This window comes from Streptomyces sp. CA-179760 (assembly GCF_050937045.1).
Lineage (GTDB): Bacteria > Actinomycetota > Actinomycetes > Streptomycetales > Streptomycetaceae > Streptomyces.
Window position 1 is genome coordinate 1,496,148 of sequence record NZ_JBNJLZ010000001.1, and the last position, 19,816, is coordinate 1,515,963.

At 70.5% G+C, this 19,816-nt stretch carries 19 protein-coding genes and 2 pseudogenes; 14 read left to right on the forward strand and 7 right to left on the reverse strand.

Annotated features, from left to right (window positions below; all coding sequences use genetic code 11):
- Positions 1 to 34: 34 nt before the first annotated feature.
- Both ACQEV8_RS06495 and ACQEV8_RS06500 read left to right on the forward strand, forming a co-directional pair.
- The gene (locus tag ACQEV8_RS06495) at positions 35 to 1,420 is read left to right on the forward strand and encodes an NADP-dependent succinic semialdehyde dehydrogenase (RefSeq protein ID WP_432958110.1); all 1,386 of its coding nucleotides are present in this window, start codon (positions 35 to 37) and stop codon (positions 1,418 to 1,420) included.
- A gap of 25 nt (positions 1,421 to 1,445) precedes the next feature.
- Complete coding sequence (locus ACQEV8_RS06500) at positions 1,446 to 1,682, forward strand: DUF6213 family protein (RefSeq protein WP_215122895.1); 237 nt, start codon at positions 1,446 to 1,448, stop codon at positions 1,680 to 1,682.
- 81 nt (positions 1,683 to 1,763) lie between these two features.
- On the opposite strand, the gene ACQEV8_RS06505 is transcribed toward ACQEV8_RS06500, so the two are convergent.
- Positions 1,764 to 2,429, reverse strand: a complete 666-nt coding sequence (locus ACQEV8_RS06505) for a transcriptional regulator (protein ID WP_432958111.1) — start codon at positions 2,427 to 2,429, stop codon at positions 1,764 to 1,766.
- A 179-nt stretch (positions 2,430 to 2,608) separates the two neighbouring features.
- On the opposite strand from ACQEV8_RS06505, the pseudogene ACQEV8_RS06510 reads away from it, so the two are divergent.
- The 3 genes and pseudogenes from ACQEV8_RS06510 to ACQEV8_RS06520 all read left to right on the forward strand — a co-directional run.
- Positions 2,609 to 3,679 (forward strand): annotated as a pseudogene (locus tag ACQEV8_RS06510) (type III polyketide synthase); the annotation flags it as partial.
- Between the two features lies 1 nt (position 3,680).
- A complete protein-coding gene (locus ACQEV8_RS06515) occupies positions 3,681 to 4,895 on the forward strand; it encodes a cytochrome P450 (RefSeq protein WP_432958113.1) in 1,215 nt (404 codons plus the stop codon).
- A gap of 7 nt (positions 4,896 to 4,902) precedes the next feature.
- The gene (locus tag ACQEV8_RS06520; RefSeq protein ID WP_432958114.1) at positions 4,903 to 5,424 is read left to right on the forward strand and encodes a cupin domain-containing protein; all 522 of its coding nucleotides are present in this window, start codon (positions 4,903 to 4,905) and stop codon (positions 5,422 to 5,424) included.
- On the opposite strand, the gene ACQEV8_RS06525 is transcribed toward ACQEV8_RS06520, so the two are convergent.
- Positions 5,421 to 6,647: an acyl-CoA dehydrogenase family protein gene (locus ACQEV8_RS06525; RefSeq protein WP_432958116.1), complete on the reverse strand. Its 1,227-nt coding sequence runs from the start codon at positions 6,645 to 6,647 to the stop codon at positions 5,421 to 5,423. The two genes, ACQEV8_RS06520 and ACQEV8_RS06525, sit on opposite strands and share 4 nt — an antisense overlap.
- A 175-nt stretch (positions 6,648 to 6,822) precedes the next feature.
- Between ACQEV8_RS06525 and ACQEV8_RS06530 the strand changes: the two genes are divergently transcribed.
- Positions 6,823 to 7,467 (forward strand): TetR family transcriptional regulator, encoded by a 645-nt coding sequence (locus tag ACQEV8_RS06530; protein WP_432958118.1) that lies wholly within the window; start codon positions 6,823 to 6,825, stop codon positions 7,465 to 7,467.
- 102 nt (positions 7,468 to 7,569) lie between these two features.
- On the opposite strand, the gene def is transcribed toward ACQEV8_RS06530, so the two are convergent.
- Positions 7,570 to 8,109, reverse strand: a complete 540-nt coding sequence (gene def / locus ACQEV8_RS06535; RefSeq protein ID WP_432958119.1) for a peptide deformylase — start codon at positions 8,107 to 8,109, stop codon at positions 7,570 to 7,572.
- A 159-nt stretch (positions 8,110 to 8,268) separates the two neighbouring features.
- Between def and ACQEV8_RS06540 the strand changes: the two genes are divergently transcribed.
- The 5 genes from ACQEV8_RS06540 (at position 8,269) to ACQEV8_RS06560 (ending at position 12,887) form a co-directional block, all read left to right on the forward strand.
- Entirely contained in the window at positions 8,269 to 9,507 is a 1,239-nt protein-coding gene (locus ACQEV8_RS06540) for a MurT ligase domain-containing protein (RefSeq protein ID WP_432958121.1), read from the forward strand.
- Between the two features lie 23 nt (positions 9,508 to 9,530).
- Positions 9,531 to 10,259: a type 1 glutamine amidotransferase gene (locus ACQEV8_RS06545; protein ID WP_432958122.1), complete on the forward strand. Its 729-nt coding sequence runs from the start codon at positions 9,531 to 9,533 to the stop codon at positions 10,257 to 10,259.
- Positions 10,260 to 10,488: 229 nt separating this feature from the next.
- Positions 10,489 to 11,514: a 6-phosphofructokinase gene (locus tag ACQEV8_RS06550; protein WP_432958123.1), complete on the forward strand. Its 1,026-nt coding sequence runs from the start codon at positions 10,489 to 10,491 to the stop codon at positions 11,512 to 11,514.
- 157 nt (positions 11,515 to 11,671) lie between these two features.
- Positions 11,672 to 12,622, forward strand: coding sequence for a cytochrome c oxidase assembly protein (locus tag ACQEV8_RS06555; protein ID WP_432958124.1), 951 nt, complete (start codon positions 11,672 to 11,674; stop codon positions 12,620 to 12,622).
- Positions 12,623 to 12,701: 79 nt separating this feature from the next.
- Entirely contained in the window at positions 12,702 to 12,887 is a 186-nt protein-coding gene (locus tag ACQEV8_RS06560) for a hypothetical protein (RefSeq protein WP_432958125.1), read from the forward strand.
- Positions 12,888 to 12,891: 4 nt separating this feature from the next.
- On the opposite strand, the gene ACQEV8_RS06565 is transcribed toward ACQEV8_RS06560, so the two are convergent.
- The 4 genes and pseudogenes from ACQEV8_RS06565 to ACQEV8_RS06580 form a co-directional block, all read right to left on the reverse strand.
- Positions 12,892 to 14,100: a sensor histidine kinase gene (locus tag ACQEV8_RS06565; RefSeq protein WP_432958126.1), complete on the reverse strand. Its 1,209-nt coding sequence runs from the start codon at positions 14,098 to 14,100 to the stop codon at positions 12,892 to 12,894.
- Positions 14,097 to 15,812: a cation acetate symporter gene (locus ACQEV8_RS06570; RefSeq protein ID WP_432958128.1), complete on the reverse strand. Its 1,716-nt coding sequence runs from the start codon at positions 15,810 to 15,812 to the stop codon at positions 14,097 to 14,099. Before ACQEV8_RS06570 ends, ACQEV8_RS06565 begins: the two co-directional genes overlap by 4 nt.
- A gap of 19 nt (positions 15,813 to 15,831) precedes the next feature.
- Positions 15,832 to 16,226, reverse strand: a pseudogene (locus ACQEV8_RS06575) (hypothetical protein).
- Between the two features lie 2 nt (positions 16,227 to 16,228).
- Positions 16,229 to 16,978, reverse strand: a complete 750-nt coding sequence (locus ACQEV8_RS06580) for a LytR/AlgR family response regulator transcription factor (RefSeq protein ID WP_432958130.1) — start codon at positions 16,976 to 16,978, stop codon at positions 16,229 to 16,231.
- Positions 16,979 to 17,055: 77 nt separating this feature from the next.
- Here ACQEV8_RS06580 and ACQEV8_RS06585 point away from each other — a divergent pair, with 77 nt between their 5' ends.
- The 3 genes from ACQEV8_RS06585 (at position 17,056) to rocD (ending at position 19,752) form a co-directional block, all read left to right on the forward strand.
- Positions 17,056 to 17,541 (forward strand): Lrp/AsnC family transcriptional regulator, encoded by a 486-nt coding sequence (locus ACQEV8_RS06585; protein WP_184599229.1) that lies wholly within the window; start codon positions 17,056 to 17,058, stop codon positions 17,539 to 17,541.
- A 157-nt stretch (positions 17,542 to 17,698) separates the two neighbouring features.
- The gene (gene ddaH / locus ACQEV8_RS06590; RefSeq protein ID WP_432958132.1) at positions 17,699 to 18,520 is read left to right on the forward strand and encodes a dimethylargininase; all 822 of its coding nucleotides are present in this window, start codon (positions 17,699 to 17,701) and stop codon (positions 18,518 to 18,520) included.
- The gene (rocD, locus tag ACQEV8_RS06595) at positions 18,517 to 19,752 is read left to right on the forward strand and encodes an ornithine--oxo-acid transaminase (RefSeq protein ID WP_432958134.1); all 1,236 of its coding nucleotides are present in this window, start codon (positions 18,517 to 18,519) and stop codon (positions 19,750 to 19,752) included. Before ddaH ends, rocD begins: the two co-directional genes overlap by 4 nt.
- The last annotated feature ends 64 nt before the right edge of the window (positions 19,753 to 19,816 follow it).

Here is a 19,816-nt window from a genome sequence, read left to right on the forward strand (position 1 = left end):
GTCGAGACACAGCCCGCTCCGAGGGAGGTCAGCCATGCCCATCGCAACGGTGAACCCGGCGAACGGCGAGACGCTCAAGACGTACGAGGCCATGGGCCAGGAGGAGATCGAGCGCCGGCTCCAGCTCGCGGAGGCCACGTTCCGTACGTACCGGACGACGACGTACGACGAGCGCGCCCGGCTGCTGAACAAGGCCGCCGACCTCCTCGAAGAGGATCAGAACGACATCGCCCGCGTGATGACCACCGAGATGGGCAAGCCGGTCAAGCAGGCCCGGGCCGAGGCAGCGAAGTGCGCCAAGGCGATGCGCTGGTACGCCGAGCACGCCGAGGAGCTGCTCGCCGACGAGGAACCCGCCGCCACCGATGTGAAGGACTCGGGTGCCTCACGCGTCCGCGTGCGCTATCGGCCACTGGGTCCGGTGCTGGCGGTGATGCCGTGGAACTTCCCGCTGTGGCAGGTGATCCGCTTCGCCGCGCCCGCGCTGATGGCGGGGAACGTGGGCCTGCTCAAGCATGCCTCGAACGTCCCGCAGACCGCCCTCTACCTGGAGGACCTGTTCCACCGGGCGGGCTTCACCGAGGGCGCTTTCCAGACCCTGCTGATCGGCTCCGGCGCGGTCGACGAGATCCTGCGCGACGAGCGGGTCAGGGCGGCCACCCTCACCGGCAGCGAGCCGGCGGGCCGCGCGGTGGCTTCCACCGCCGGCGAGATGGTCAAGAAGACGGTACTGGAGCTGGGCGGCAGCGACCCGTTCGTCGTCATGCCCTCCGCCGACATCGACAGCGCGGCGAAGGTCGCGGTGACCGCACGGGTGCAGAACACCGGGCAGTCCTGTATCGCCGCGAAGCGCTTCATCGTGCACACAGATGTCTACGACGCCTTCGCCGAGCGTTTCGCCGAGGGCATGCGGGCGCTGAAGGTCGGCGACCCCACGGCCGAGGACACCGACGTCGGGCCGCTCTCCAGCGAGCAGGGCCTGCGCGATGTGGAGGAACTGGTCGACGACGCGGTGCGCGTGGGTGCTCAGGTGCTGTGCGGTGGCGAACGGCCCGAAGGGCCCGGCTGGTACTACACGCCGACCATCCTCGCCGGCATCACCCGCGAGATGCGCATCCACCGGGAGGAGGCGTTCGGCCCGGTCGCCACGCTGTACCGGGCGGCAGGCCTCGACGAGGCCGTTCTGATCGCGAACGACTCGCCCTTCGGGCTGAGTTCGAACGTGTGGACGCGGGACGAGGCCGAGGTGGACCGGTTCGTACGGGACCTGGAGGCGGGCGGTGTGTTCTTCAACGGGATGACGGCCTCCCATCCGGGGTTCCCGTTCGGCGGGGTGAAGCGGTCCGGGTACGGCCGTGAGCTGTCCGGGCACGGAATCCGGGAGTTCTGCAACATCACGACCGTTTGGCACGGTGCGTGAGTCTTGCGGGGCTACGATCACGTCTGTGAACCGCGAAGTGACTCTGCCGTTGATCGTCGACGACCACGGGACCTTGCAGGTGGCTGCGGCGGATGTCAGCAAGCTGTTGCGGACGCTGGGGGGTCGGTGGGTGCGGTTGGTGGAGGCCGGGGAGTCGGGGCTGGACGAGGACACGGTCGCGGCGTTGACGATCGAGCTGGCGAAGTTGGCCGACCGGATCGATGTGGCTTGCATCGCGCACAGCAGTGGGGGTGCGACCTGAGCTGAGCGGCTGCGGGTGCGGGTGCGTGGGGGCTGATCGCGCCCACGCGGCGGAGCCGCATATCGATACAGCCCCGCGCCCCTAAGGAATCGCACTCAACGCGTTCCAGAACATGGCCTCGTAAGCCTGAAGCAGACGGCCGTATCGGTGTGCTCGGGGCTCGTCCAGGTTCCCGGTGTCCAGGTCCGCCTGTACCGCCGCCACGGCCCTCTCGTTCAGCTCAGGGGCCGGGTCCGCGAAGAAGTCGAAGAAGGCGCAGGCCTCTTCCGTGAAGGCGTAGTGGGCTCGTAGGGCCTTGGCGATCGTCGCGCAATAGCCGCTCCATGCCGAGAAGTTGGCCGTCAGGGCCAGGACGACGTCCGCGGGTGAGCCGTTCAGGGAGAGCCAGGCGACGTACGCGGGGTAGGCCTGGCAGCCGGCGATCGGTTCGTACGACGCCGTCGTCGCGTCGTCCACGCCGCACGCCTGCGCGAGTGAGGGCAGCAGCTCTTCCGCCAGTGCCTCGCCCTCCACGAGGCTCCGGAAGAAGGCCGCGGCCTCGGGGGTGGTGACGAGGGAACGCTCGGCCAGATGGAGGAACGCGCGGCGGTCCGCGGGGATCACCCAGGACTGTTCCAGGGCCAGGGCGGCGAGAGCGGTCCGGGATGCCGTGCCGTGGGCGATCCGGGGGACCAACGGGTTGGACCGCGGGTCCGGGGCGAGTCGGGTGGTGGTCTTCCGCAGCAGGTCCCGGGCCGTGCGCGTCATCGCGTCCTCCGTCGGTGAATGTCTCGGGACAGGTCTGCCCCGAGCCTGGCACGGGGTCCCCGATATGGAGCAGTCCGACGCGAAGTCGGCGTCCCACCGGGTGATCGTGGATGGACCACCCTCTGAGGTGAACCACCTTCTGACCGGGAGGCGAAAGGCCTTCCGGGAGGCGAAAGCAGGCACGGTTCATGGCGACTTTGTGCAGACCCTCGGTGTCCGTTCCAGAGCACGTGATCACGATGGAGGAGACGCTTGAGCTGGCGCGGGAGCGCCACGCCGATCACCCCCAACTGCCGCTGGCCCTCCGGCTGATCGAGAACACCGGCGTACGCACGCGGCACATCGTCCAGCCCATCGAGGAGACCCTGAAACACCCGGGGTTCGAGGACCGCAACAAGCTCTACGAGGCCGAGGCGAAGGCACGGGTGCCCTCGGTCATCCAGGAGGCGCTCGACCACGCCGAGCTGCTCACCACCGACGTGGACGTGATCATCTACGTGTCGTGCACGGGTTTCATGATGCCCTCGCTCACGGCCTGGCTGATCAACGAGATGGGCTTCGACCCGACCACCCGGCAACTGCCCATAGCCCAGCTGGGCTGCGCGGCCGGCGGTGCGGCGATCAACCGGGCCCACGACTTCTGCACTGCCTACCCCGAGGCCAACGCGCTGATCGTGGCCTGCGAGTTCTGCTCGCTGTGCTATCAGCCCACCGACATCGGGGTCGGCTCGCTGCTGTCCAACGGCCTGTTCGGTGACGGTATCGCCGCCGCCGTGGTCCGCGGCCGGGGCGGCGAGGGCGTCAGCCTGGAGCGCAACGGCTCGTACCTGATCCCGAAGACCGAAGAGTGGATCATGTACGACGTACGGGCCACCGGCTTCCACTTCCTGCTGGACAAGCGGGTGCCTGCCACGATGGAGCCGCTTGCCCCGGCGCTGAAGGAGCTGGCGGGAGACCATGGCTGGGACGCCTCCGACCTGGACTTCTACATAGTCCACGCGGGCGGGCCTCGAATACTCGACGACCTCAGCACCTTCCTGAAGGTCGACCCGCACGCCTTCCGCTTCAGCCGGGCCACGCTCACCGAGTACGGCAACATCGCCAGTGGCGTCGTCCTGGACGCACTGCGCCGGCTGTTCGAGGAGGGCGGCGCCCAGCACCGGGCACGCGGGCTGCTCGCCGGGTTCGGACCCGGCATCACCGCCGAGATGACCGTGGGCCGCTGGCACCGCGCGGACGAGACGATGTGACATGAGCGAAGAGACGATCACGGAAACGCTGCCCCCGGTCCGGGACTGGCCCGCGCTCGATCTGTCCGGCGCGGACTTCGACCCGGTCCTGCGGGAGCTGATGGACGAGGGCCCGGTCACCCGCATCAAGCTGCCCAACGGCGAGGGCTGGGCCTGGCTGGTCACCCGCTACGACGACACCCGGATGGTGACCAACGACCCGCGCTTCAGCCGCGAGGCCGTCATGGACCGGCAGGTCACCCGGCTCGCACCGCACTTCATCCCGGCCCGTGGCGCGGTCGGCTTCCTGGACCCGCCGGACCACACCCGGCTGCGCCGCAGTGTCGCCGCGGCGTTCACGGCACGCGGGGTGGAGCGGGTGCGCGAGCGGTCCCGCCGCATGCTGGCGGAACTGATCGACGAGATGCTTCAGGACGGCCCGCCCGCCGACCTCACTCAGGCCGTGCTCAGCCCGTTCCCCATCGCGGTCATCTGCGAGCTGATGGGCGTCCCGGCCGCCGACCGGCAGGACATGCACCGCTGGACCCAGCTGATCCTGTCCTCCTCGCACGGCGCCGAGGTCAGTGAGAAGGCCAAGCAGGAGATGAGCTCCTACTTCGCCGATCTGATCGGCGTGCGCGAGGGCAGCACGGGCGAGGACGTCGCGTCCCTGCTCGGCGCCGCCCTGGGCCGTGGCGAGATCACCCTGGAGGAAGGGGTGGGACTCGCGGTGCTCCTCCAGATCGGCGGCGAGGCGGTCACCAACAACAGCGGCCAGATGTTCTACGTCCTGCTGACCCGGCCCGACCTGGCCGACCGGCTGCGCGCCGAGCCGGGGATCCGCCCCGGGGCCATCGACGAACTGCTGCGCTGGATCCCCCACCGCAACGCGGTCGGCCTGTCGCGGATCGCCCTGGAGGACGTGGAGATCAAGGGCGTGCGGATCCGGGCGGGCGACGCGATCTATGTGTCGTACCTGGCCGCGAACCGCGACCCCGACGTCTTCCCTGACCCGGAGACGATCGACTTCCTGCGCAGCCCCAACCCCCATGTGTCCTTCGGGTTCGGCCCGCACTACTGCCCGGGCGGCATGCTGGCCCGGCTGGAGTCGGAGCTCCTGGTCGACGCGCTCCTCGACGGCGTTCCGGGCCTGCGGCTCGCCGTACCCGCCGAGGAGGTGCCCTTCAGGAAGGGCGCGCTGATCCGCGGGCCCGAGGCCCTGCCCGTGACGTGGTGAGCGGGCGATGACGGCGACGGAAGGACTGCTCGTACCGCCCGGCCACGGCCGGGTGGTACAGGCCCCTGCCCAGCACGTCACCTTCAAGGTGACCGGCTCGCACTCACGGATGGCCTCCACCTTCGAGGTGGTCGTGCCGCCGGGCTTCGACGTCGGCGCCCATGTGCACACCCGCAGCGAGGAGTTGTTCTACGTGCTCGAAGGCGAGCTGGACGTCCTCGCCTTCGAGCCGCGGATCCGCACCCCCGACAACTGGCAGAAGTGGGAGTCCACTTCGGGCAGCCGGGTGGTGCGCGCGACGCCGGGAACGGTGATCGTCGTCCCCCCGGGCTGCCCGCACGCCTTCGCCAACCCGACCGGCGAGCCCGCCAAGATGTTCTTCCAGGCGAGCCCGCCGCCGGATCACGAGCGGTACTTCGAGGAACTGCTGGAGATCCTCGGCAGCGGGGGCCCGCCCGATCATGCGGCGATCCAGGAGCTACGGGCGAGGTACGACATCGAGCAGCTGACGCCGCTCAGACATGGTTAGCGGATGGGAGTGCCGGCCAGGGTCCGGGCGATGACCAGTCGCTGGATCTCGCTCGTCCCCTCGAAGATCGTGTAGATCGCGGCATCCCGGTGCATCCGCTCCACCGGGTACTCCCTGGTGTAGCCGTTGCCGCCCAGGATCTGGATCGCCTGGCCGGTGACCTTCTTGGCCGTCTCGCTCGCGAACAGCTTGGACATCGAGCCCTCGGCGGCGGTGAACGGCTTGCCGTTGACCGCCATCCAGGAGGCACGCCAGACGAGGAGCCGGGCCGCGTCGATGGACGTGCGCATGTCGGCGATCTGGAAGGCGACACCCTGGTTGTCGATGATCGGGCGGCCGAACTGCTCACGGGTCTTCGCGTAGTCCAGCGCGACCTCGTACGCGGCCCGGGCGGTACCGACCGCCATGGCGCCGACGGCCGGTCGCGAAGCCTCGAACGTGGCCATCGCCGCGTTCTTCACGCGCTCCCCGCCCTGCTTGGCCTTCTCCCGGGCACGGGCGAGCCGCTCGTCCAGCTTCTCCTTGCCGCCGAGCAGGCAGGAGCCGGGAACGCGCACGTTGTCCAGGACGACCTCGGCGGTGTGCGAGGCGCGGATGCCGTGCTTCTTGAACTTCTGCCCCTGGGCCAGACCGGGGGTGCCCGCCGGGACGATGAAGGAGGCGTGCCCCTTGGAGCCGAGCTCGGGGTCGACCACCGCGACCACGACATGGACGTTGGCGATACCGCCGTTGGTCGCCCAGGTCTTGGTGCCGTTGAGCACCCATTCGTCCTTGGCCTCGTCGTACGCGGCCCGCGTGCGCATGGAGGCCACGTCGGAACCCGCGTCGGGCTCGGAGGAGCAGAAGGCGGCGACCTTCACATCGTTGGCATCGCCGTACATCTGGGGGATCCAGGTGCCGATCTGCTCCTCGGTGCCGTTGGCGAGGACGCCGACGGCGGCGAGGCCGGTGCCGACGATGGACAGGGCGATGCCCGCGTCGCCCCAGAAGAGCTCCTCCATCGCCATCGGTATGCCGAGGCCGGTGGGGTCGAAGTACTGCTGGGCGTAGAAGTCCAGGGAGTAGATGCCGACCTTGGCGGCCTCCTGGATGACCGGCCAGGGAGTCTCCTCACGCTCGTCCCATTCGGCGGCCGCGGGGCGGATCACGTCGGCGGCGAAGCCGTGCAGCCAGTCCCGGACCTCCTTCTGTTCGTCGTTGAGCTCCATGGTGAACTCGGCCATGTCGTCCCCTCCAGCGGCGGCACACGTGCATGTTACTTGCGGTAACACCATCCTGTTACCGGTCGGTAGTCGAAGTCAACTCCTACCGACCGGTCGGCACCCGTTCGATGTGCGGTGCATGCTCGGGTGTTAGTTTGCGCTGGCGTCATCGAATCAGCACGGGTGGGGAGAGCACATGGACACCACGCAGCGGACGGATCAGCAACGGTCCGCCGACCGCCGGCGGCGTGAGCTGCTGGAGGCCGCCGACCGGGTGGTGCTGCGCGACGGCCCGCAGGCCTCGATGAACGCGATCGCCGCTGAGGCCGGCATCACCAAGCCGATTCTGTATCGCCACTTCGGCGACAAGGGCGGACTTTACGCGGCCCTTGCCAAGCGGCACACGGACGCGTTGCTGGACTCCCTGCGAGCGGCGCTCGACGCGCCGGCGGACCGGCGGGAGCGGGTCGAGGCGACGTTGGATACGTATCTCACGGCGATCGAGTTGCGGCCCCAGGTGTACCGGTTCCTGATGCACCCGGCGGAGGGGAGCCAGCTGGGGGATCAGGGGTTCGATGTCGGCAAGCACAGTGCGCCGTTGTTGCGGCGGATGGGTGAGGAACTGGCGCAGGTCATCGAGGACCGGCTGGATCTCGGACCGGGCGGGCAGCAGCTGGCGCGGGTTTGGGGGCATGGGATCGTCGGCATGATGCACGCCGCCGGGGACTGGTGGCTGGGGGAACGGCCTTGTTCTCGTGCGGAGTTGGTGCGGAGTCTGGCGGACCTGTTGTGGGGGCGCCTTGCGGCTGCGGGAGACAAGGTCGGCGGCCCGGGGTTCTGATCGTTGCGTTTCGGCTGATGGCCGGTGGGGGCCGTTCGCGCCCACGCGGCGGAGCCGCATATTGAACACAGCCCCGCGCCCCTGAAAGAAGGCACATCACCCTCACCGGCGCCATGAAGCCCGGCTCACCTGGCGCATCAGCTTGCGGTGGCGTCTGCCCGTCAGGTGGTCCGCGTAGATGCGGCCTTCAAGATGGTCGCACTCGTGCTGCAGGCAGCGGGCGAAGAAGCCCGTGCCGTGGACCGTGACGGGGTCTCCGGTCACCGTGAGGCCCTCCACCACCGCGTGGTCGTAACGTTCCGTGCCCGCTTCCAGGCCCGGCAGGGACAGACAGCCCTCCGGGCCCCGGATCACCACTCCGTCGGCCTCGACCAGGCGCGGGTTGACCACATGGCCCAGGTGGCGGACGTCCTCGTCGTCCGGGCAGTCGTAGACGAAGACCCGCAGCGACTCGCCGATCTGGTTGGCGGCGAGGCCGACGCCCTGGGCGGCGTACATGGTCGCGAACAAATCCTCGACGAGCCGGGCCAGTTCGGGGCCGAAGTCGGTGACCTCCGCGCAGGGCGTGTGCAGGAGCGGGTCGCCGTGCAGCGTGAGGGGTCTCACGCTGCCGTGGGCGCCGGGGATGGGGCTGTGTCGCATGGCGGCAAGAGTAAGGTCCTTGTCGGTCCGCGCCTTCCACACGAGTTCGCCACAGTGCCGCGGTTCGGGAGTGCTAATGGATCTCGATAGGCTGAGGTCCACACCACGTGGCCGTCAGGCTTCAAGGCGCGGCGCGTACGCAAGGAGGATCGAGAACTGATGGCAGGCAACTCGGACCCGCTCTCGCCGCGGGCCAAGCTGGCCGTGACCGCGGGCAAGGCGGTCGCAGCGGCATCCCGTGCCGCAGGACGCGGCAGCGGTTCGGTGATCGGCGGCCGGGTGGCTCTCCGGCTCGACCCCGACCTCCTCGCCACGCTCGCGCAGAACCTGGACGTGATCCTGGTCTCGGCGACGAACGGCAAGACCACCACCACCCGGCTCATCGCCGAGGCACTGCGGGCGGCCGGACCGGTCGTCTCCAACGCGCTCGGCGCCAACATGCCGGCCGGCATCACCTCGGCGCTCGCGGGCAGCTCGGACGCCCGGTACGGCGTGATCGAGGTCGACGAGAAGTACCTCGCCGGTGTCGCCCGGGACACCGCCCCGAAGTGCATCGCCCTGCTGAACCTCTCCCGCGACCAGCTCGACCGGGCCGCCGAGACGCGGATGCTCGCCGAGAACTGGCGGGAGGGACTCGCGGGCTCCAAGGCCGTGGTCGTGGCCAACTGCGACGACCCGCTGGTGGTGTGGGCGGCGTCCTCCTCCCCCAATGTGATCTGGGTCGCCGCCGGGCAGATGTGGAAGGACGACGCCTGGTCCTGCCCGTCGTGCGGTGGCGTGATGCAGCGCCCGGGCGACGACTGGTTCTGCGGCGAGTGCGGCTTCCGCCGTCCGACGCCGAGCTGGGCGCTGTCCGGCGACCACGTGCTCGACCCGCACGGCTCGGCCTGGCCGATCCACCTCCAGCTGCCCGGCCGCGCCAACAAGGCCAACGCCGCCTCCTCGGCCGCCGTCGCCGCCGTGTTCGGGGTACCGCCCCAGGTCGCGCTGGAGCGCATGTACCAGGTGCAGGCGGTGGCCGGACGGTACGACGTCGTCCAGTTCCAGGGCCGTGACCTCCGGCTCCTGCTCGCGAAGAACCCGGCCGGCTGGCTGGAGACGTTCTCGCTGATCGACCCGCCGCCGACCCCGGTGATCCTCTCCGTGAACGCGCGCGGCGCCGACGGCACCGACACCTCCTGGCTGTGGGACGTCGACTACACGCGCCTGACCGGCCACCCGATCTGCGTCGTCGGCGACCGGCGGCTGGACTTGGCGGTGCGCCTGGAGGTCGCCGACCAGCACTTCCAGGTCTACGAGAACCTCGACCAGGCCGTGGCGGCGTGCCCGCCGGGCCGCATCGAGGTCATCGCCAACTACACGGCGTTCCAGGATCTGCGCCGCCGCGTCGGCAACTGAGCACGAGACGTCAGGGGACTTTTGTGAGCGACAACCAACTGCGGGTCGTCTGGATCTATCCCGACCTGCTCAGCACCTACGGGGACCAGGGCAACGTCCTCGTCGTGGAGCGCCGGGCCCAGCAGCGCGGCCTGGACGTGGCCCGGCTGGACGTGCGCAGCGACCAGCCGATCCCGACCTCGGGCGACATCTACCTGATCGGCGGCGGCGAGGACCGTCCGCAGCGGCTCGCGGCCGAGCGGCTGCGCCGGGACGGGGGTCTGCAGCGGGCCGTGGGGAACGGCGCCATCGTGTTCTCGGTGTGCGCCGGCTACCAGATCCTCGGCCACGAGTTCATCAACGACCTCGGCCAGCGCGAGCCCGGCCTCGGGCTGCTGGACGTGGTGTCGGTGCGCGGCGAGGGCGATCGGTGCGTCGGTGACGTGCTGGGCGACGTCGACGCGCGCCTCGGCCTGCCCCCGCTGACCGGCTTCGAGAACCACCAGGGCGTGACCCACCTGGGCCCCACCGCCCGCCCGCTCGCCCGGGTGCAGTTCGGCAACGGCAACGGCACGGGCGACGGCACGGAGGGCGCGTACAACGACACCGTCTTCGGCACGTACATGCACGGCCCCGTGCTCGCGCGCAACCCGCTGATCGCGGATCTGCTGCTGAAGCTGGCGCTCGACGTCAACGCGCTGCCGCCGACCGACGACCGCTGGTACGAGGCGCTGCGCGACGAGCGCATCGCGGCTGCGCAGCAGCCTGCGTAGACACAGCTGCGCAGCAGCCTGCGTAGACACGGTGTCGCAGCCTGCCCGAGGTACGCGTCAACCTGCTGGTCAACAGCCCGTCTGACGGCACATCCGCACAGGTGAGCGGGGTAGTCCAGCAGGCGGACGCACGGTTCGGTCCCGCCCCTTCCTGACGCTAGGGTGGCGGGAATTCGAGCCGGACAACGTGGTCCGGTCCCCGGCCCACGTTGAGAAGGTATTTCGGGCTATGCGTATTGGTGTCCTCACGTCCGGCGGCGACTGCCCCGGCCTGAACGCCGTCATCCGGTCCGTCGTACACCGCGCCGTCGTGGACCACGGCGACGAGGTCATCGGCTTCCGGGACGGCTGGAAGGGCCTCCTGGAGTGCGACTACCTCAAGCTCGACCTCGACGCGGTGGGTGGCATCCTCGCCCGCGGCGGCACGATTCTCGGGTCCTCCCGGGTCCAGCCCTCCCATCTGCGGGACGGTGTGGAGCGGGCCAAGGGTCATGTCGAGGAGCTCGGCCTCGACGCGATCATCCCCATCGGCGGTGAGGGCACCCTCAAGGCCGCCCGGCTGATGTCGGACAGCGGTCTGCCCGTCGTGGGTGTACCGAAGACCATCGACAACGACATCGCGGTCACGGACGTCACCTTCGGCTTCGACACGGCCGTCGGGGTGGCGACCGAGGCCCTGGACCGGCTGAAGACCACCGCCGAGTCCCACCAGCGGGTCCTGGTGGTCGAGGTCATGGGGCGGCACACCGGCTGGATCGCACTGCACTCCGGCATGGCGGCCGGCGCGCACGCCATCGTCGTCCCCGAACGGCCCTTCGACATAGAGGAACTGACCCGGCGGGTCGGCGAGCGGTTCGAGGCGGGCAAGCGCTTCGCGATCGTCGTGGCGGCGGAGGGCGCGAAGCCGAAGGCCGGGAGCATGGAGTTCGACGAGGGTGGCAAGGACATCTACGGGCACGAGCGGTTCGCCGGGATCGCGCGACAGCTGTCCGTGGAGCTGGAAGGGCGGCTGGGGAAGGAAGCCCGGCCCGTCATTCTCGGGCATGTGCAGCGGGGTGGTACGCCTACCGCCTACGACCGGGTGCTCGCCACGCGGTTCGGGTGGCACGCGGTGGAGGCCGTACATCGCGGGGAGTTCGGGCAGATGACCGCGCTGCGGGGGACCGACATAGTGATGGTGTCGTTGGCCGAGGCCGTGAAGACGCTGAAGACCGTGCCGAAGGATCGGTACGACGAGGCGGAGACTGTTCTCTGAGGTCGCTGCAGTCGGTCGAGTGCGGGTCGTTCGTGGCTTGTCGCGCCGTTCCCCGCGCCCCTGAACCCTGCCCCCGGTCGCTTGTCCGGCCGGGGGCGGTTCTACTCTTGTGGGCGGACAGATTGCTGCACACCCCCACGAAACAGGAGCCGGCGGAATGGATCACAGCGGGCACGGCATGACCATGGATCTGCCGCCGTTCACGCTGGGCCGAGGACTGGAGTGGTCGGCCGACCCGTTCTTCCTCGTCGCCTGCCTGCTGGGACTGGGGCTGTACGGGTGGGGTGTCGCGCGGCTGGCGCGGCGCGGGGACAAGTGGCCCGTGGGGCGGACGGTCGCCTTCGTCATCGGTGTGCTGACCGTCGCGCTCATGATGTGCACCAAGCTGAACGACTACGGCATGGTCATGTTCAGCGTGCACATGGTGCAGCACATGGTGATCAGCATGGTGTCGCCGATCCTCGTCCTGCTCGGCGCGCCGATCACGCTGGCGCTGCGCGCGCTGCCGCCGGCGGGCCGCGGGCGCAACGGCCCCCGCGAGCTGCTGCTGATGTTCCTGCACAGCCGGTACATGCGGATCATCACGCACCCGGCGTTCACCATCCCGCTGTTCATCGCGAGCCTGTACGGGCTGTACTTCACGCCGCTCTTCGACACCCTGATGGGCTCCAAGCCGGGTCACATCGGGATGATGGTGCACTTCTTCGCCGTCGGGCTGGTGTTCTTCTGGCCGATCATGGGCGTGGACCCTGGGCCGCACCGCCCCGGCTACCTGATGCGGATGCTGGAGCTGTTCGCGGGCATGCCGTTCCACGCGTTCTTCGGTATCGCGCTCATGATGGCGTCCGAGCCGATGGTCGGGACGTTCGAGAACCCGCCCGCCTCGCTCGGCATCGAGGCCCTCTCCGACCAGAACGCGGCGGGCGGCATCGCCTGGGCGTTCAGTGAGATCCCGTCCGTGCTGGTGCTGATCGCCCTGCTGTTCCAGTGGTACGCCTCCGACCAGCGCCAGGCCAGGCGTAACGACCGGGCCGCCGACCGCGACGGGGACAAGGAGCTGGAGGCGTACAACGCCTATCTGGCCTCCCTGAACGCGCAGGGGCGCTGAAGCCGCTCTCGCAAGGACCGTGCGCGCCGGGCGTCCGCCAGGCACCATGGAGGCATCGGACCACGAGGAGGGTGTTGCGATGCCCGGTTCCACGAACGGTTCAAACTCGACCAAGACCATGGGAGTGCTCACCCTCGGCGGCCTCGTCATGGTGACGGCCTACACGGTGGCGCTCGGAAGCAACGGCTGGCTGTGGTTCGGCTGGGTCGTCCTGGGACTGATCACCCTCGGGCTGGTGGTCACCGGCACCACCCGCAGTACCTGACAGCTCACTCCCGGGTCATCCGGCCCCCCGAGTGCACGCCCGGCTGGTACTTCGGGATCCGGACGGTGATCTTCATGCCCGCGCCCGGGGCGGTCTCGATGACGAGGCCGTAGTCGTCGCCGTAGACCTGGCGGAGCCGGTCGTCGACGTTGGAGAGGCCTATGCCGCCCGAGGGGCTGACCTCGCGGGCGAGGATGCGGCGCAGCAGGTCGGGGTCCATGCCGGCGCCGTCGTCCTCGATGACGACGAGGGCCTCGGCACCCGCGTCCTGGGCGGTGATCTGGATGCGGCATTTGTCGGCTTTGCCCTCCAAGCCGTGTTTGACGGCGTTCTCCACGAGCGGCTGGAGGCAGAGGAAGGGCAGGGCGACGGGCAGCACCTCCGGGGCGATCTGGAGGGTGACGGAGAGGCGGTCGCCGAAGCGTGCCCGGACCAGCGCCAGGTAGTGGTCGATGGCGTGGAGTTCGTCGGCGAGGGCGGTGAAGTCGCCGTGCCTGCGGAACGAGTAGCGGGTGAAGTCGGCGAATTCCAGGAGTAGTTCGCGGGCGTGCTCGGGGTCGGTGCGGACGAACGAAGCGATCACCGCGAGCGAGTTGAAGATGAAGTGCGGGGAGATCTGGGCCCGCAGCGCCTTGATCTCGGCCTCGATGAGGCGGGTGCGGGACTGGTCGAGGTCGGCCAGCTCCAGTTGGACGGAGACCCAGCGGGCCACCTCGCCGGCCGCCCGGACCAGGACGGCCGACTCACGAGGCGCGCAGGCGACGAGGGCGCCGTGCACCCGGTCGTCGACGGTGAACGGGGCGACGACCGCCCAGCGCACCGAGCAGTCGAGGATGTCGCAGGTGAGGCGGAAGGCCTCGCCCCGGCCGGTCTCCAGGGCTCCCCCGAGGCGTTCCATGATCTGGTCGCGGTGGTGGGCGCCGTCGCCGTCCCAGACCAGGACCTGTTCGCGGTCCGTGAGGCAGAGGGCGTCCGTGCCGAGCAGGGAGCGCAGTTTGCGGGCGGACCTGCGGGCGGTCTCCTCGGTCAGGCCGGCCCGCAGCGGGGGCGCGGCGAGGGAGGCGGTGTGCAGGGTCTCGAAGGTGGCGTGCTCGACGGGGGTGCCGAGGCCGCCGAGGCTCTTGGCCCCCCGCGCGGTGCGCCGGCCCAGCCAGACCCCGGCGGCCAGCACCGGGAGCACGGCGACGCACAGACCTGCCAGGAATCCGCTCATGGCGTCTTCACCTCCGTGCGCAGTTCCTCGGGCAGGTGGAAGCGGGCCAGGACGGCCGCCGTGCCCGGGGGCACCCGGCCGGGGGTCACCAGGGAGACGAGGATCATGGTGAGGAAGCTCAGCGGTACCGACCACAGGGCGGGCCAGGCGAGCAGGGCGTGCAGTGCGCCCTCGCCCGGGTAGCCCGCCATGGTCGCGGCGACGGCGAGCAGGGCGGAACCGCCGCCGACCAGCATGCCCGCGGCGGCGCCGGGCGGGGTCAGCCGCCGCCACCAGATGCCTAGGACCAGCAGCGGGCAGAACGAGGACGCGGACACCGCGAAGGCGAGCCCGACGGCGTCGGCGACCGGGAGCCCGCCGACGAGGACGCTCGCCGCGAGGGGCACGGCCATGGCGAGGACCGTGCCGAGCCGGAAGTGCCGTACGCCCCGGGACGGCAGGACGTCCTGGGTGAGCACGCCCGCGACCGCCATGGTCAGCCCCGAGGCCGTCGACAGGAAGGCGGCGAAGGCACCGCCCGCCACCAGCGCGCCCAGCAGGTCCCCGCCCACTCCCCCGATCATGCGGTCGGGCAGCAGCAGGACGGCGGCGTCCGGGTCTCCGGTGAGGGTGAGCTCGGGGGCGTAGAGACGGCCGAGCGCGCCGTAGACGGGTGGCAGGAGGTAGAAGGCGCCGATCAGGCCGAGGACCACGACGGTCGTGCGGCGGGCGGCGACGCCGTGCGGGCTGGTGTAGAAGCGGACCACGACGTGCGGCAGGCCCATGGTGCCGAGGAACGTGGCGAGGATCAGCCCGTACGTGGCGTACAGCGGGCGTTCCCCGCGGCCCTCGTCCTGGGAGGGCGACAGGTCGCCGCCGCCGCTGCGCTCGGCCGCGGGGACGGTCGTCCCCGCGGCGAAGGTGAGGCGGGTGCCGCTTTCGATGTGGTGGGTACCGGCGGGGAGTTCGAGGCGGGTGCCGGTGTGCGTACGGCCGTCCACGGTGCCGTTCACCGTGACGGTCAGGGGTCGGTCGAGCGTGAGGGCGATGCTGTCGTCCACGTGCACGACGCGCTGCTCGCGGAAGGTGGCCGGTTCGTCGAAGGCGTGGCGCGGTGCTCCGTCGTGCTGCCAGGCGAGGACCAGGAAGAGGGCGGGAACGAGCAGGGCGGTGAGCTTCAGCCAGTACTGGAAGGCCTGCACGAAGGTGATGCTGCGCATGCCACCGGCGGCGACGGTGGCGGTCACGACGACGGCGACGATCACTCCGCCGAGCCAGTCGGGCGCCCCGGTCAGCACGGTCAGGGTCAGTCCGGCGCCCTGGAGCTGGGGCAGCAGGTAGAGCCAGCCGACGCCGACGACGAAGGCACCGGCGAGGCGCCGTACCGCCTGGGAGGCGAGGCGGGCCTCGGCGAAGTCGGGGAGGGTGTAGGCGCCGGAGCGGCGCAGCGGGGCGGCGACGAAGAGCAGCAGGACCAGATAGCCGGCGGTGTAGCCGACCGGGTACCAGAGCATCTCGGGGCCCTGGACCAGGACGAGGCCGGCGATGCCGAGGAAGGAGGCGGCGGAGAGGTACTCGCCGCTGATGGCGGCGGCGTTGAGGCGGGGGCCGACGGTGCGGGAGGCGACGTAGAAGTCCGAGGTGGTGCGGGAGATGCGCAGGCCGAAGGCGCCGACCAGGACCGTCGCGACGACGACCAGGGCGACGGCGGGTATGGCGTAGTTGGAGTTCATGGGTGCGGTTTCTGCGGCTTCAGCGGTCTTCGACGAGGCGTACGAAGTCGCGTTCGTTGCGCTCGGCGCGGCGGACGTACCAGCGGGCCAGCAGGACGAGCGGGACGTAGAGGCCGAAGCCGAGGACGGCCCATTCGAGGCGGCCGGTGCCGGGCGTCGCGGCGAACAGCAGCGGCAGCGGGCCGACGAGCAGTCCGAGGATCGCGAACACGGTGAGGGCGGCGCGCAGTTGGGTGCGCATCAGGGTGCGGACGTAGGTGTGGCCCAGGGTGGTCTGCTCGTCGATCTCGGTGCGCGGGCGGTAGTAGCCGGAGGCCTGGGGGTACCTCCCGCGCGAGCGGAGCCGAGCGTGGGGACGGTGCGGCGGGGCGGGGCGGTGACGGTGACGCGGCGTTCGGTGTGGTCCTGGGGCACGGTCACGGCCTCCGCATGAGCAGGTCGCGCAGTTCGCGCGTGTGGCGCCGGCTGACCTGGAGTTCCTCGGAGCCGACGAGGACGCTGACGGTGCCCGCGTCGAGGCGGAGTTCGCCGATGTGGCGCAGGGCGACGAGGTGGCGGCGGTGGATGCGGACGAAGCCGCGGGAGCGCCAGCGCTCCTCCAGGGTGGACAGCGGGATGCGGACCAGGTGGCTGCCCTTGCCGGTGTGCAGCCGGGCGTAGTCGCCCTGGGCCTCGACGTGGGTGATGTCGCCGACGGCGACGAAGCGGGTCACGCCGCCGAGTTCGACGGGCAGGTGGTCGGGGTCGGGTTCGTGCACGGGTATGGGCGGGGCGGCGCCGCGCAGTTCGGCGGCGCGGCGGACGGCCTCGGCAAGGCGTTCCTTGCGGACGGGCTTGAGGACGTAGTCGACGGCCTTGAGGTCGAAGGCCTGGACGGCGAAGTCCTCGTGGGCGGTGACGAACACGACGAGCGGGGGCCGGGCGAAGCCGGTGAGCAGCCGGGCCAGGTCGAGGCCGTCGAGGCCGGGCATCTGTATGTCGAGGAAGACGACGTCGATCGCCTCGGGGCCGCCGGGGCCGGACTCCAGGGCGCGGTTGATGCGGCGCAGCGCCTCGGTCGCGTCGCCGGCGCCCTCCGCGCTGCCGATGCGGGGGTCCGCCTGCAGCAGGTAGAGCAGCTCCTCCAGCGAGGGGCGTTCGTCGTCGACAGCCAGGGCGCGCAGCATGAACCCGGAGTGTAGGGGCGATCCGCACGTCTGGACATGTGCCGGGGGTGCACGTTCCCGCTGGATACAGTGCCCGCATGAACAGCAGGTCCACGCCGTTCGACGAACTCGACCGGAAGATCATCACCGCGTTGATGGCGAACGCCAGGACGTCCTTCGCCGAGATCGGCACGGCGATCGGGCTGTCGGCCACGGCGGTCAAACGCCGGGTCGACCGGCTGCGCGAAACGGGTGTGATCACCGGTTTCACGGCCACGGTGAAGCCGTCTGCGCTGGGCTGGCGCACGGAGGCCTATGTCGAGGTGTACTGCGAGGGCGCGGCCCCGCCGCGGCGGCTCGCGGAGGTCGTGCGGGACTACCCGGAGATCACGGCGGCGATGACCGTGACCGGCGGCGCGGACGCGCTGCTGCATGTGCGGGCGCGGGACGTGGAGCACTTCGAGGAGGTGCTGGAGCGGATCCGCCAGGAGCCGTTCATCCGGAAGACGATCAGCGTGATGGTGCTGTCGCATCTGCTTCCGGAGAGTCCGGAGGCGGGAGCCAGCCATCCGGCGCCCGAATAGTCCCGGACGTCGCGCAGCAGACGTGCGCTGAGCTGCCTCAAGACGCAGCGTTCCTGCGTGGAGACGCAACTGATGTTTCTTGTGGACCGCCTCCGTCACTTCCTACCTTGGTGTCAACCCTCAGTCACACACCGTTAGGAAGCGGAGGTACCCCTCTGTGCCCGACTCCCGTGTGCCGCGCCGGCGGCGCTATCTCGTCTGCGAACCCAGACACTTCGCCGTGCAGTACGCGATCAACCCCTGGATGCACCCCGACGAACCCGTCGATGTCATCCGCGCCCTGGACCAGTGGCAGGCGCTGGTCGACGCCTACCGGGTCCACGGCCACACCGTGGAGACCGTGAAGCCGGTCCCCGGACTGCCCGACATGGTCTTCGCGGCGAACTCGGCCGTCGTGGTCGAGGGCCGGGTGTTCGGCTCCCTGTTCAAGGCGCCGGAGCGCCGCCCCGAGTCCGTGCCCTACGAGGCGTGGTTCAAGTCGGAGGGCTACGAGGTCTACCACCCCGAGTCGGTCTGCGAGGGTGAGGGCGACCTGGTGCCGGCCGGCCGCTGGATCCTGGCCGGGACCGGGTTCCGCACCACCCGTGAGGCTCATCTCGAGGTACAGGAGTTCCTCGGGGTGCCGGTGATCAGCCTGACGCTGGTGAATCCGTACTTCTACCACCTGGACACGGCGCTGTTCGTCCTCGACGAGGAGAATGTCGCTTACTACCCCGAGGCGTTCTCGCCCGGCAGCCGGGAGCTGCTGGCCCGGCTGTATCCGGACGCGGTGCTCGCCACCCACGAGGACGCGATGGCGTTCGGGCTCAACTCCGTCTCCGACGGGCGCCACGTGTTCATCTCGCCGGGGGCGACGGGCCTGGCCGGGCAGCTCGCCGACCGCGGTTACGTCCCCGTCCCCGTCGACCTGTCCGAGTTCCAGAAGGCCGGTGGCGGCATCAAGTGCTGCACCCAGGAGATCCGGGAGATCCGCTCATGACCGCACCCGTCCGCATCGAGGGCTCGAAGGGGACGCGGGGCTCGCAGGAGCTCATCCGCGCCGAGGAGCCGGTCCTCGCCCACAACTACCACCCGCTGCCCGTGGTGGTCGCCCGCGCCGAGGGCACCTGGGTGGAGGACGTGGAGGGGCGGCGCTACCTCGACCTGCTGGCCGGCTACTCGGCGCTCAACTTCGGTCACCGGCATCCGGCGCTGATCGAGGCGGCCCACCGCCAGCTCGACCGGCTGACGCTCACTTCGCGCGCCTTCCACAACGACCGGCTCGCCGAGTTCGCCGAGCGGCTGGCCGCGTTGACGGGCCTGGACATGGTGCTGCCCATGAACACCGGCGCGGAGGCGGTGGAGAGCGCGGTGAAGGTGGCCCGGAAGTGGGCCTACGACGTCAAGGGCGTGCCGGACGGCCGGGCGACGATCGTGGTGGCCGCGGACAACTTCCACGGCCGTACGACGACGATCGTCAGCTTCTCCACGGACGAGACGGCGCGGCAGGGCTTCGGTCCCTTCACGCCGGGCTTCCGGGTCGTGCCGTACAACGACCTGGCCGCGCTGGAGGCGGCGGTCGACGAGACGACGGCGGCCGTGCTGATCGAGCCGATCCAGGGCGAGGCGGGGGTGATCATCCCGGACGACGGCTACCTGGCCGGCGTGCGCGAGCTGACGCGGCGAGAGGGGTGCCTGTTCATCGCCGACGAGATCCAGTCCGGGCTCGGCCGTACCGGCGGCACGCTGGCGGTGGAGCACGAGTCGGTCGTGCCGGACATGGTGTTGCTGGGGAAGGCGCTGGGCGGTGGCATCGTGCCGGTGTCGGCGGTGGTGGCGCGCCGGGAGGTCCTCGGGGTGCTGCGGCCGGGCGAGCACGGCTCGACGTTCGGCGGCAACCCGCTGGCGGCCGCGGTCGGCACGGCGGTGGTCGAACTGCTGGAGACGGGCGAGTTCCAGCAGCGCGCGACCGAGCTGGGCACGACCCTGCGGGACGGTCTGACCGAACTGGTCGGCAAGGGCGTCGTCGGCTTCCGCTCGCGTGGCCTGTGGGCGGGTGTCGACATCGACCCGGCCCTCGGCACCGGGCGCGAGGTCAGCGAACGCCTCATGCGGGAGGGCGTCCTGGTCAAGGACACCCACGGCTCCACGATCCGCCTGGCACCGCCGCTCACGATCACGGGCGAGGAGCTCGCGGGGGCGCTCGCGGCGCTGGAGAAGGTGCTGGGGTAAGGGAGCGCGACAGCCGCCCGCGGCCGCCCCGACCGGACCTGCACAAGCCGCCCCCGTAGGCGGG